Here is a 13,013-nt window from a genome sequence, read left to right as displayed (position 1 = left end):
GTCAAACCTTTATCTAGGTCCAAAAATGACGGAAAGCATCGTAATAAGCCGATTCGTATAGGTATGATCTCGCATCGTGCGATAGAGACTACGCATAGCTATTTGCTTACGCTCCTCTTCGTGATTTAAATAATGATTCATCTTGTGAAGCATTTCTTCTGGTGATGCATACGTCACGATGTCATAGTCTGGCGTATAGAAATTAACTAAATCATCCCGAATGTCCGTCAATTGAAAGGCGCCGCAACCAGAAATTTCAAATGTCCGCGGATTAGGTGAGGCAGCGCTAATGCGGCGAGAGTTGTGGTTATACGATTGGTCATCGAAGGCTCTATGCATATTAATGACAATTTTCGCCCCATTGTAGAACGTGGCGGTTTGATCTGGCGGCATCCACGTATTCAATTGAATTTGAGGTGCAAGCAGACGATATTTCTGCAGCCGTTCCCACCAAATTCCTGAGATAATGATACGTTTTCTCGCTAAAAACGGTGCAATCTGATTGAACACGCCAACGCGGTTCCAGTATGCCGAGCCAATAAAACAAATATCGCGGTGGACACCATTTGGCACTGGTCTTGGTCGAAACATTTCCGGTTGAAAGGCTAGAGGTAAATAATGAACCTGCTGACATCCCATCTCCCGATAAAACTGTACACAATTCACTTCCAAGGTAAATACATAATCATAGTGCCTCGCATAGGCAGTCGTAATATCTGTGTAATAGGGATCATCAGTTAGCCATATAGCAGTCCGGATGCCCATATGGCGAACCCGATCAACAACATTCTGGGAGAGATTCATCCCCTCTAAAACAATCATCACATCTGGTCGGTGCCTCGCTGCAAGCGTTTCGATATTGGCTTTTGGATTCCCAATACGGATCGGATCGTTGTCACAGTTTCCTATAATCAACTCGCGAACTATAGGACGAAGGCCGTTAATAACGGCGAGATCCAATGGCTCGTAGGGGTACCCTTTGCCCGATGTAACAAACAACACACGTACGTCCCAGACAGGACTTGGCGCACGATCACGAGCCGCTTTTTGCATGATCGCTTCACATTGTCCCATCCTGACTCCATTAGCGCGACCTAATTGATTACCATCAGCAAGTCCGCGCTCCCGAGCATGCGCACTATTGATAAAACTCACAACTCTCACTCCCTTCTAAGCAAATACAATGTCTAACAACTTAACTAAACGAGATGCAAACGAATGTTCCATTCGTGTTCTTCTCATTCCATTAATCGCAATACGCAATCGGTCTTCCTCATGAATTAAATAATGACTTATTTTATGAAGAAGCTCTCCTGTATGATGGAAGGTTTCGATTTCATGTCCAGGTTGATAGTGCTGTTCCAGATCATGGCGATAATCCGTTATTTGCAAGGTTCCACATCCCGCAATCTCATAGGTTCTCGGATTAATGGAACATCCCGGTATATTTCTGCTGTTTTTATTGTAGGTTTCATCGTACGTGAGTCGGTGAATATTCAGGACGATTTTGGCACCGTTATAATACTTTACTGACTCTTCGACCGGAACCCCATGCAGATTAATCCCTTGTTGAAGCAGCGCGAAGTGATCTAATTTATCCCATAGTCCCCCGGCAATGACTACTTTTTTCCCTATTAAGAAAGGGGTTAACTCATTGAAGAGGGCAATTCGGTTTGGAAAGCCCGTACCAATGAAGCAGATATCGCTCCGGTAGTTTGGGCTGATATGCTGAGGTTTAAACACAGTTGGGTTAGCCGCCAAAGGCAAGTAGTGAACTTGACCGCAACCAAGCCCCTGATAGAAGGGTACACAGGACATTTCGTGTGTAAAGACGTAATCATAATGTGGGGCTAACGGGGCCGAATGATCAGTAAAATAGGGATCGTCTGCAAACCAAATAGCGGTTCGAATTCCCATCTGTCTTACTTGATCCACTTGATTGGCATGATCAACTGGAAAAACATGAAGCCCATTCATGACAAGCACCAGATTCGGTTTAAGCTCATACGCTAAGCGAAGCATATCCGCCGCCGTTGCAGTATAGGCAACTCGAACTGTTTGCTTTAAACCCTGAATAATTCCGTTGTCAATGGCATCGAAGATGCCTTGGACAATAAATAACACACTTGCTTCTCGAAGCGGAATAGGTGCTGGATAACAGGTGTCGAGGGCAAACTGGCATCTGCCCATACGAAAGCCGCTTTCCCGACCAGCCTGAAATCCCTGACTGCGCCCCTCCGCAATACGGTTACGAATCACCATGTATCTTTCACCCTCTTAGCCCTAACAGCTGTATCGTAATAATCTACCTGTAGAAAGAAATCCAGTGCCGATCGCCAATCTCGCATTGGCTCAAACCTGTTGCTTTGCATAGCTTTGTGTGCAAATGCCGTATACATGGGTCTTTCTGCTGGCGCTGGCGGGAAAGCATGCGTAGGCACAGCCTGTAGGGAGATATGTGTCATGCCAGCCGCTTGGAGGATATGCTTGGCGAATTCATACCTAGAGCATACGCCTTGATTGGAGGCATGATAGAGACCATATCGGTCCGTCTCGATGAGTTCACGAATGAAAATGGCCAGATCCAAGCAATAAGTGGGAGATCCAAATTGATCATCCACGACGGATAGCGTCGGATTCTCACGTGCCTTCTCCAATACTTTGGTTACAAAATTGATTCCTTTCAGACCATATAACCAAGAGGTTCGTACGATAAAATGTTTCAAGCAGATCATCGCGACGAACTTCTCCCCAAGAAGCTTAGATTGTCCGTAGATATTAAGCGGATTCGGTACATCGTTCTCGTCATAGGGCCTTGACTTCGTTCCATCGAATACATAATCTGTACTGACATAAACGAGCTTGGCCCCAAGGAACTCACAAGCTGTCGAGATATGGAGGGCACCTAATGCATTCACTTGATAGGCAGACTCCTTCTCCAATTCAGCCCTATCTACATTCGTATAGGCAGCAGCATGCACTACAACGTCCGGTCGTTCGTTCAACAGCTTCTCCATGACTGCTTGCTCATCTCTAATATCCAGTTTCTCTTTCTCCCATGAGACGACCTCATGCATGGGACTCAGTACACGCTTAAGGTCATAGCCTAGCTGCCCGCCGGCGCCTGTAATGACGATTTTCAAGTGTGATCAGCTTCTTTATCTACACGGTACGAACCGTCTGCAATACGGGCGCACCACTCGGTTTCACTTACATACCACTCCAGTGTCTTTTGCAGGCCATCCTCAAATGAGTAAGCCGGCGTCCACCCTAACTCACGACGTATCTTCGAGCTGTCGATGGCGTATCGCCGATCATGTCCAAGTCGATCCGCTACATATTGTATTAATGACTCGGGTTTGCCCAACAGCTTCAAAATGCTCTGGACAACCTCCAAATTCGTTCGCTCATTCTGTCCGCCAACGTTGTAGACCTCCCCAGGCACACCCGCTTCAATCACCCGTTCAATGGCAGAGCAATGATCGTCTACATACAACCAGTCTCGTACATTCAATCCATCACCATATAGGGGTATCGTTTCATTGCGCAGCGCACGTGTAATCAATAGTGGGATTAGCTTCTCGGGAAATTGGCGGGGACCATAATTGTTGGAGCAACGTGTAATCACAGCTGGAAATCCATACGTTTCATAGTAAGCTCTTACTAGCAAATCAGAGCCCGCTTTACTAGCTGAATAAGGAGAATTCGGCGCAATTGGCGTTTCTTCACTGAAGGCTCCTTCAGACCCAAGTGATCCATACACTTCGTCTGTAGATATATGAATAAACTTTTTAACCTGACCTTGACGTGCGGCCTCAAGCAAGATTTGGGTGCCAACCACATTCGTTCTCACAAAACTGCCGGGGTCATGAATACTCCGATCCACATGCGATTCAGCTGCAAAATGAACAACCACATCGACCCCTTGCATCAGTTTCATCATGAGCACCTCGTCACCAATATCACTTTGCACAAATTGATAACCAACTTGACCATCAAACAGCCCAGCATTGTCCCTATTCCCTGCATACGTAAGTAAATCAACATTGATTATTTGATCATCTGGATGATGTTTCTTCCAATAATGAATGAAATTACTTCCAATAAAGCCCATGCCCCCTGTCACAAGCAATGACTGCATTAGCTGTACCCCTTTCTTACTAACAGAGTGGCCTGAAAGAGCGATTCATGCGTGCCCGCGTCAATCCACCAACCTGTCAAGAACATATGAGCGAGCGTGCCTGTGGCTGCATACACATTATTGACATCCGTAATTTCCATCTCGCCTCTTGCCGAAGGTGATTGTGATTTAATAATCTCAAATACAGAAGAGTCATATAAATAGATCCCCGTCACAGCAAATGGAGAGGTCGGATTCTCCGGCTTCTCTACAATGCGTTCAATCCGGTTGTACCTCATCGTTGCTACGCCATATCTGCGAGGATCTTCCACCTCTTTTAAAATGACCATAGCCCCTTCGTCCTGCTGGTAAAAGGTTTCAATCATGGGCTGAAGTGGATCTCGGAATAAATTATCTCCCAAGATAACCACAAATTTCTCACCCTCCCCCACGAAGTCTTCTGCCAATGCCAAAGCTTGCGCAATACCTCCTGGTTTCTCTTGAATCTTGTATGTCAGATTCACGCCAAACGGGTCACCGCCGCCCAAGTAGTCTACATATAAGCTCGCAGATTGTTTCCCAGTAATGACAAGAATATCCTGAATGCCTGCCTGACTTAGTTTATCAATGGCATATTGAATCATGGGCAGATCACCAACTGGAAGTAAATGTTTGTTGATAATATGCGTTAAAGGGCGTAACCGACTTCCAGTTCCTCCTGCAAGTACGACACCTTTCACAAGTCATCCCCCTTCACAAACGTTCGTATGTTTGTTTCGTATGGTGCGTAGTCACATCCATTTCTACTATCATATGCTTTCGTGATAGACGGAAATTGGACGATTACCCCTAAATTGAAAATTGGTCATCTATCTATCGAATAGCAAAAAAATAACAAAAAAACAGTAGTCTCGCATAGGGTGCGAAACACCGTTTTTTTGTTTTCTGATGCAAGGACTAGCACCTTACATCGATTAATGACTCTTACCGATTGCCATCCAATTCACAATGCCTTGTTGATCGGGTGAAAACTTGGCTCGGATAATGGACAGCACCGCGCTGTCTGTAGCCTTTTGACTGACAATGACATAACAAGCTGGATGATTCGTGATCGCTGTTAACACATAATTCGTATTCTCATATTCCTCTTCAAAATGGAGTGCCAGCTCAATGGTCTCATCCTGAATCTTCATAACAAATGGCTCAAGACCAAACTGCTGCAACACATTTCTTTGCCCGGAGGAGGTGCGCACAACACTATCTGCCAATTTCGTCACTGTAATCGAGGCATCTGCGACATGTTCATTCGTGATAACCCCAGCTTGCAGCTTAGTTCCATCAACACTGCCCGCAGCTAGATGAAAATCAGTTACCGCTCCCTGCGCCAGCTTATAACTGTCTACACTGCCATCAGCTAGTTTAGCTGTATCAATCGCGCCGTCGATAATTTTGCTGCCATCAACACTGTTAACGGATAGCTTTGATCCTGAAACAGCCTCATCTGTCAGGTGCTCGGTATTCACCGCTCCGAATACGAGTTTACTGCTGTCCACACTACTAGGAGCTAACTTATCAACCGTAACGGCTTCGTCTTGCAGGTGCTTGCTTCCAATCACTTTATCGGTCAGCTTTGAACTGTCTACACTGCTATCTTGCAGTTTCCACCCATCAATTGAACCAGGAGCAAGATGGCTGCTTGTCACAGAACCCAAGGAGAGCTTCAATCCATCAATGATAAAGTCCGATAAATGCTCTCGTTGAATCGCACCATAGATAATTTTACTGCTATCGACACTTCCTGGTGCCAGCTTGGAGGCATCAACGGCTTGATCCGTCAGATGCTCACTGTTCACAGCACCTTCAGCCAGCTTGCTTCCATCCACGCTTCCAGGCGCCAATTTGGCTCCGTACACGGCATGATCTGCAAAATGATAGTTCTGCACAGAACCAGACATCAGTTTGCTGCTATCTACCGAGTTCACAGCCAACTTTTCACTGTCAATTGCGCCCGCCAGGAGATGCTGATTACTCACGGAACCATGCGCCAGTTTCGTACCATTCACTACGCCTAGTGACAGATGTTCGTCTGTAATCGCGCCAGGCAATATTTTCGAGCTGTCTACACTTTGATTCGCCAGCTTCGTACTAACGACCGCTCCTTCTGCTAGATGCTCACTGTTGATCGCCCGAAAAGCAACCTTCGAGCTAATAACGGAGCCATCCGCCAAATGCCTGGAAACTACCGCAGCAGGTGCAAGCTTACTGCCATGTACACTTTCATTCGCCATTTTCGAGGCCGTGATAGCACCGTCAATAATATGCTCTGAATTCACCGCTTTGTTCGCAATTTTGGCACTATTTACACTTCCATTAGCAAGCTTATTGGACGTCACCACCTCATCCTCTAGCTTAGCGTTCGTTATGGCTTGATCTTCAATGATCTTCGTAGTCACTGATTCCGCCTGAAGATGCTGTGTGCCTACTGCTCCATTCGCAAGCTTCTCTTCGGTGACTGCACCGTCGGCTAAGGTTTCTGTGGAGATTGAACTTTCCATCAGTTTACTGCCAACTAAACTTCGATCTGCGAATACATCCAGGGTAATAGATCCTTGTGCCAAATGATCGGAAGTAATTGACCCTGATTTAATATGAACACCTTCGATAATCTCATCTTGCAAATGGCGTGATTCAATGGACATCGGAGCGATCTTCGCCGTTGTTACGGCTTCCTCAGCAAGCTTACTCGTCGTAATGCTTTCTTCCTGAATATGCCTAGTTGTGATGGCTTCGTCTGTAATATGGTTGCGATGAATCGCGTGCAAATCGATTTGTTTCTCACCAATCGCTCCTTTGGCGATGTGGCCCGTAGAGATAATCTCTTCCTGCAAATGAGCAGCAAGGATGGTGCGGTAAGCAATTTTATTCGAGGTGATACTCTCATCCTTTAGTTTTGAGTTGACTACACTTCCCTCTGCCAATTTATCTGTAATAACGGACCCTGCAGCAATTTTGGAACTAGTTACCACATTTTCCTCCAGATGCTCGGTCCGAATCATATGTGAACCAATATGTTTGGCGTTGATGGCACCTTGTGCCAGTTTATCCGCAGTGACCGCACCGTCTTGCAATTTGCTGCTAGAAATGACTCCATCGTTCAAGTGGACAGACTCAATAGCTTCCGGTGTTATATGTCTGCTTGCTACGATCTTCTCGCCTAATTTCGTGACGGTAATCGCTCCATCTTGAATAAGCTTCGTTTCTATGGTGCCTTCTCCAATATGTTTAGTCCGAATGGCTTGATCAGCAATGTGGTAACTAGTTACCTCAGCACCTTCAATATGAATACCCCTCACCGCGGATTGTGTGATATGCATTGAATCTACGGCATGCGGAGCAAGCTTAGCACTTGTTACAGCCTGATCGGCAAGTTTGTCACTAATAATGGAGTGATTTCTTAGATGTTCCGTCTGAATACTCTCGCCCTGAATATGCATAGAACTGATACTGCCACTCGCTAGTTTATCTTCCGTGACAGCACCCTCTCTAATTTTCGCAGAGGTGATGGAAGCGTCCATGAGCTTAGCTGTATCAACAATATAATTAGCCAAATGCTTCGTCTGTACAGCACCACTAAGAATCTTATCTGACGTGATCGCTTGTTGATCAATCAATTCACTTGTAATGATCATTTCCGATAAATGTTGTGGTAAAATGGCACCGTCTGCCAATTTCGCGCCATCCACCGACTTATCTGCAATTTTAGCCGTTGTAATACTGTTATCGAGCAGCTTTCCAGCAGGCAAAGTATTATCTTGAATTTTGTCTCCCGCAATACTGTTTGGAGCAACATGTTCATCATGAATGGCCTGGTTGGCAATTTTAGGACGAGTTACGCTTGCCTGAGCTATTTTGGAATGTTCGATGGCTCCATCCTTGATCGATCTGGCTCCAATGCTAAACGGTTTTATCTTCGTATCATCGATCGACCGGCTTGCAATTTTGTCCCATGTTACTGCTTCATTTACAATGTCGTCCGTATAGACAACTGGGTCAACGAATTTCCCCGTTTTTCGCTCCGTTAATAACAAATCAGGTGTGATTTGCTCTGTAACCTTGGAGACATGCAAGATTCTGTTTGCCTCTGGCTTCTCTGTCCTCTCTGTTTTCTCAGTCTTCTCTGTCGTCAATGGATTCGGTTTCGCGATTAGTCTGGGTTGTTCTACTACTATGTCTTGCTTTATTGGTGCTTCATCGAGCCATTTTAATTCATTCAAGTTAGAGTTTACTTTATGCACGTTCGCTTTCTGCACGTTCGCTTTCTGGGTAGTGCTACTCTTACGCTTATTCATATGACTCCTCTCCATTCGCCAAGATTTATCATTGGTAACATATTCATTCTCACCTTAATAAGTACATTAGCCCCCAAAAATGTGCACTCACCTAGACAAGAGCCGTTTCCTTCAACATTTGATTGTACAACGCTGACCTCACCTCAGCAGCTCTCTGCCACGTGAACAGTTTATCAACCCGTTTAATGCCGTTTTCCCCCAACTTGCGCTGCAGGCTTTCGTCTTTCAGTAATCGTATGACACGCTCTGAGAGCTCCGCTTCAATGGCACCCGGTTCTATTAAATAGCCGGTTTTGCCATCTTCCACAACCTCTTGGATCCCGCCTACTCTAGTTGCAACAACGGGAACACCAGTAGCCATAGCCTCCACATTGACAAGACCAAAAGCTTCCTTCCCAATCGAAGGGACAACAAATACATCAGCGATTCGCACCCATTTGGGCATTTCTTGATGCTTCACATACGGAATAAATTGGACATGGTTAGGCATCGTCTTCGCTGCTTTAACTAATTGAGATACATACTTAGTTACTTTCTTAGATCCATAAAAAGCACTCCCAACGATAACGAGCTTGGCGCTTGGTTCACTCTTTATGACACTTTTCATCGCTTTCAGCAGATGATGAACACCTTTCTTTGGAATCAATCTACCCACAAATAAAATAATTTTGCGATGCTCACAATCTAGTCCTTTACGCATTTCGCTACGAGATTTGATGCCTTCATTCGACCATTTGGAAGTAAATTGAGCAGCATCAACACCTAAATAGTGCGTAACTATTTTATGGGCAGCACTCGGTACCTTTTTTTGCAGAAACCGCTTAAGAAAGTCGCTATTAACGATAATGACATCAGCAGCACGCAAACAAACGGTTAACGATGAATTCGAAATATATGGCTTTGTGATAAATGACGTAGAGTGGAGGACGAGACTTAATATGGCGTGGGGAAATCGTTTGCGAAGAAAGGGCAGGAAGCGTGGCCGATTATCCACTTGAATAATACCAGGACTTAACGTGGAGATCTGTTTAGCTACATGGTTCATATAGGCAGTTTGCCCCTGATAAGGTACTCGCTGATACGTTACACCCTGCCGAATTTCCTTCCATGGTTGATAGGATGCTTTCCTTCCAAGTACCACTACAGGCATATACTTCACCAATTGCTCCGCAGTCTTCTGAACCACTTGCTCAACCGAGCTACTAGTCCCTGATGGTATAGGAAAGGATCCTGGTGTGACGATGACAAGACGGTTCGATTTGGGCTTCCGTTTAGTCTTCAACTTCTAACCCTCCTGGATAAAATGAGGCTCAGCTCCCCCATTTTGCTACTTCCTTCTATACATATGCGGATAAAGTGGTAAAGCATAGGCATCTGTCCTTGTTTTAGAAGAAAGTATCAGCATTTGTACAAACAAGTCGTGTTCTTTTTCCATAAACTAAGAGTGATTCCATTTTCGGCAGATATTCAAGCCCCAATTAGCGAGGGAGTGAAGTCAATGAGTAATCCCTATGTGGGTATTTTAGTTAACGATTCCTTGTTTGCAGGTATTCCTCTAGGGAACACACAGTACGAAGCCATTCGATTTTACGAGGAAGCTTGTAAACTCTATGGCCTAACGCCTTGTTATTTCCGAATTCATGATGTTCATATGAAAACAATGAAGGTACATGCCTATGTAAAGGATGGCCAACATTTCAAAAGAAAATGGTCTGATCTCCCTAAAGTCATTCATAATCGTGCCATTTATTTGGACTCATCTTCAGCGCGAATTTTGGAAGCATGGACACAGCGAGGCGTTACGCTGTTTAATCATTGGAACCGCTATAGCAAGATGCGTATACATGATATCTTAATGAAAAATGAAAGCATTCGCCCCCATCTCCCCTGTACATTTCCCGCTACAATTGAAAATGTGAAAGCCATGATGGATTCGTTTGACTCACTCATTATCAAGCCAACCAATTCAAGCATCGGACGCGGTGTGATGAAATTAGAGCGACAAGGGAATTTGTGGAAACTCGTATATCCAGTCAACCTGAAGCTTACGAACCGGACTTGGCGGACGCTCAAGTTCCGTCAACACTTACCCCAACTTCTCCGCCGTCGGATTGTACGGAGCAGCTATATGGTTCAACAATGCTTGCCTCTTGCCACGGTAGATGGATCTCCCTTCGACCTTCGCATTTCCGTTCAACGTGGGAACGATGGATCATGGGGCGTTACTGGCATCATTGCCAAGGTTGCCTCACGTAAGCATTTCCTAACGAATGTCGCACAAGGCGGGCGAGTCAAATCCTTATCCGATATTTTGAATAACCACTATCCACAGCTTGATCCAGAAACCGTATGTCTCCAGATGAAGAATTTCGCGCTCTTGGTCGCCCAGCATCTCAGCACAGAATTGCCGAACTTGGCTGATTTAGGTCTCGACATTGCTATGACAAATGATGGGTTCCCTTTATTTATCGAATGCAATGGGAAGGACCAACGTTACAGTTTCCGCGAGGCAAATATGCAAGAGTGTTGGAAAGCCACCTATTTCAACCCTATGGCTTATGCAAAATTCATCTTAGACGGCGGCACGCCCCCGTGCTAGAGAGCTGACGCAGCAAAAAACACCGTACTTCCGAGTTCACTCGGTGGTACGGTGTTTTTTGAGTTGGTGTGCCGCTATGATGGCGGGAGCGGGCGTTGGCGCAAACGGGCGAGAGCAGGAGAGATCAAGCTAGAGCACGAGTAGGCGGGCGAGAGCAGGCAGCATCAAGTGAGAGCACGCGCGAGCAAGATCAAGCGCGGGCGCGGGGTTAAATCCCCCTTCCCACCTCATATGAATCATTAGCGTGCGGTAAAGCGCCAGCTCAATGACGATAGCCCCCAGATAGCCCCCCCAAAACCACGGTGGCGATTAACAGTAAAAAATACAGCTATTTTCGCCAATAATCCCGTCCAGTGGTGAATAACTGGAAAACCCTCTTAGGCCCCCTAATGAAACTGGAGTCTTCCTACCCATTTTATTAAAATAGGGATAAGGGAGATGATCCGGTATGGGAAAAAGATTGAAGCAAGAAGAACGTCTGAAAATTGTTAAAGAAGCATTGGCTGGAGTTAAGGTTGGGGTGTTAGCTCGTATGTACGACATTCATCCTGAGACCATTCGCGAGTGGGTTAGGGAGCACCGTGACTCCATTCCACAAGAAGAAATACCTATGGCGGACGAGCATTTGCAAGAGCTTCAAAGGCTACAAGAAGTTGAAGAGCGCTATGAAAAGGCCTGTAAGGTGCTTGGTGAAAAGGAACTAGAAATTGAGATTTTACGTGAGCTGCTAAAAAAGAAGAACCCCGCTTATCTGAAAAATTTGAAGTAGCAGATCTATTTATTAAGCGGGGAAATTCAACTGCAAAGGTTCTGCGCATACTTGGATTGTCTGAATCCACATACTATGATCGGAAAAAGCGATCTGCACAATCTAGGCCGATATGCCCGACAAATGCTGTAATGGGACGCCCCGTGCCTGGTTACTCGCATACAGAAACAGGTAATAAGGTTAGTGATGAACAAATCAAAGAGTGGCTTCTAGAGCTTCTTGAAGGCGAGGAACATGTCTACGGCTATAAACTTCTAGCACAATGCATTCGCAACCAACATGGCGTGAGACTGAACAAAAAGAAGTCGTATCGCTTGTGTAAAGAGCTAGGGATCCTTCAAAAACAACGCAAACGAATTCAGACACATCCCCGTAGATTAGCGAAAAATAGATCCATAACAGGGCACAACCAGCTCTGGCAAATGGATATTAAGTATGGCTATGTCATTGGACTGGAACGTTTCTTCTATGTACTCAGTATTATTGATGTGTTTGACCGCGTCGTTGTTGGGCAATACAAAGGTCCGATTTGTGAAGCCAAACATGCCGTCCAAACATTATGGAACGCAATACAGAGCCGTATAACGGCTAGTGAGGAATTACCAGTCGTTCGAACGGACAACGGGCCTCAATTCATTAGTAAGTTATTTCAAGACACCTGTGAGAGCCTCGATTTGGTACATGAACGCATACCGCCAAAGACTCCGAACCTTAATGCATTCATCGAGTCTTTCCATAGCCTCTTAGAACGTGATCTCTTCAGTCAAAGAGATTTTATGACCTTTGATGAAGCGTACAAGAAACTCGATGACTATATGGATTTTTACAATAATCGTAAAATGCACGGTAGTTTGAGATTAATGCCTCCAAGCAAGTTTTCAGAATGGGTAAAGACACTGGAAGACTCTTCGGCATTTCATAATTCCATGTAAACGCTCGAAATAGTGAGCTTTTCTAAGAATGCACAATTACTGTAGGCTAAGACTCCAAATTAAGGGGGCCTAGCCGAACCTACAGCTAATTCCCGCCATTTTCTCTCCCCGAGGAGAAAACCGAGAAATTAGCTGCATATTTTCCATTAAATCAGAAAAAACCTTTCAAATCCTGAAATTTAGATGTAGATTTTCCAGTTATTTCAGAAAAACAACGGCATGCAGAATGTGAGATATGCCATCT

10 protein-coding genes are annotated in these 13,013 nt (G+C 45.1%); 3 read left to right on the top strand and 7 right to left on the bottom strand.

What is annotated here, in order from left to right:
- Window positions 1–9: 9 nt before the first annotated feature.
- The 7 genes from ACSQ8P_RS09005 to ACSQ8P_RS08975 form a co-directional block, all read right to left on the bottom strand.
- Complete coding sequence (locus ACSQ8P_RS09005) at window positions 10–1,155, bottom strand: CgeB family protein (protein ID WP_436234865.1); 1,146 nt, start codon at window positions 1,153–1,155, stop codon at window positions 10–12.
- A gap of 15 nt (window positions 1,156–1,170) precedes the next feature.
- The gene (locus tag ACSQ8P_RS09000) at window positions 1,171–2,262 is read right to left on the bottom strand and encodes a CgeB family protein (RefSeq protein ID WP_436234864.1); all 1,092 of its coding nucleotides are present in this window, start codon (window positions 2,260–2,262) and stop codon (window positions 1,171–1,173) included.
- The gene (rfbD, locus tag ACSQ8P_RS08995) at window positions 2,256–3,143 is read right to left on the bottom strand and encodes a dTDP-4-dehydrorhamnose reductase (protein ID WP_436234863.1); all 888 of its coding nucleotides are present in this window, start codon (window positions 3,141–3,143) and stop codon (window positions 2,256–2,258) included. The genes ACSQ8P_RS09000 and rfbD overlap by 7 nt, the downstream gene beginning before the upstream one ends.
- On the bottom strand, window positions 3,140–4,141 hold the full coding sequence (gene rfbB / locus ACSQ8P_RS08990; protein WP_436234862.1) for a dTDP-glucose 4,6-dehydratase: 1,002 nt from the start codon (window positions 4,139–4,141) through the stop codon (window positions 3,140–3,142). The genes rfbD and rfbB overlap by 4 nt, the downstream gene beginning before the upstream one ends.
- A complete protein-coding gene (locus ACSQ8P_RS08985) occupies window positions 4,141–4,860 on the bottom strand; it encodes a sugar phosphate nucleotidyltransferase (RefSeq protein ID WP_436234861.1) in 720 nt (239 codons plus the stop codon). Before ACSQ8P_RS08985 ends, rfbB begins: the two co-directional genes overlap by 1 nt.
- A gap of 234 nt (window positions 4,861–5,094) precedes the next feature.
- A complete protein-coding gene (locus ACSQ8P_RS08980) occupies window positions 5,095–8,469 on the bottom strand; it encodes a WIAG-tail domain (protein WP_436234860.1) in 3,375 nt (1,124 codons plus the stop codon).
- Window positions 8,470–8,560: 91 nt separating this feature from the next.
- A complete protein-coding gene (locus tag ACSQ8P_RS08975; RefSeq protein ID WP_436234859.1) occupies window positions 8,561–9,751 on the bottom strand; it encodes a glycosyltransferase family 4 protein in 1,191 nt (396 codons plus the stop codon).
- Window positions 9,752–9,967: 216 nt separating this feature from the next.
- Between ACSQ8P_RS08975 and ACSQ8P_RS08970 the strand changes: the two genes are divergently transcribed.
- The 3 genes from ACSQ8P_RS08970 to ACSQ8P_RS08960 all read left to right on the top strand — a co-directional run bounded on the left by ACSQ8P_RS08970 (window position 9,968) and on the right by ACSQ8P_RS08960 (window position 12,769).
- Window positions 9,968–11,068: a YheC/YheD family protein gene (locus tag ACSQ8P_RS08970; protein ID WP_436234858.1), complete on the top strand. Its 1,101-nt coding sequence runs from the start codon at window positions 9,968–9,970 to the stop codon at window positions 11,066–11,068.
- Window positions 11,069–11,516: 448 nt separating this feature from the next.
- Window positions 11,517–11,837, top strand: a complete 321-nt coding sequence (locus tag ACSQ8P_RS08965; protein ID WP_436233700.1) for a transposase — start codon at window positions 11,517–11,519, stop codon at window positions 11,835–11,837.
- 11 nt (window positions 11,838–11,848) lie between these two features.
- Window positions 11,849–12,769, top strand: coding sequence for an IS3 family transposase (locus ACSQ8P_RS08960; protein WP_436239432.1), 921 nt, complete (start codon window positions 11,849–11,851; stop codon window positions 12,767–12,769).
- The last annotated feature ends 244 nt before the right edge of the window (window positions 12,770–13,013 follow it).

Origin of the sequence: Paenibacillus sp. LjRoot153 (assembly GCF_964253085.1) — a bacterium.
GTDB lineage: Bacteria > Bacillota > Bacilli > Paenibacillales > NBRC-103111 > Paenibacillus_E.
The sequence above is the reverse complement of the archived record's forward strand: the minus strand, read 5'-3'. Positions and strand labels throughout refer to the sequence as shown.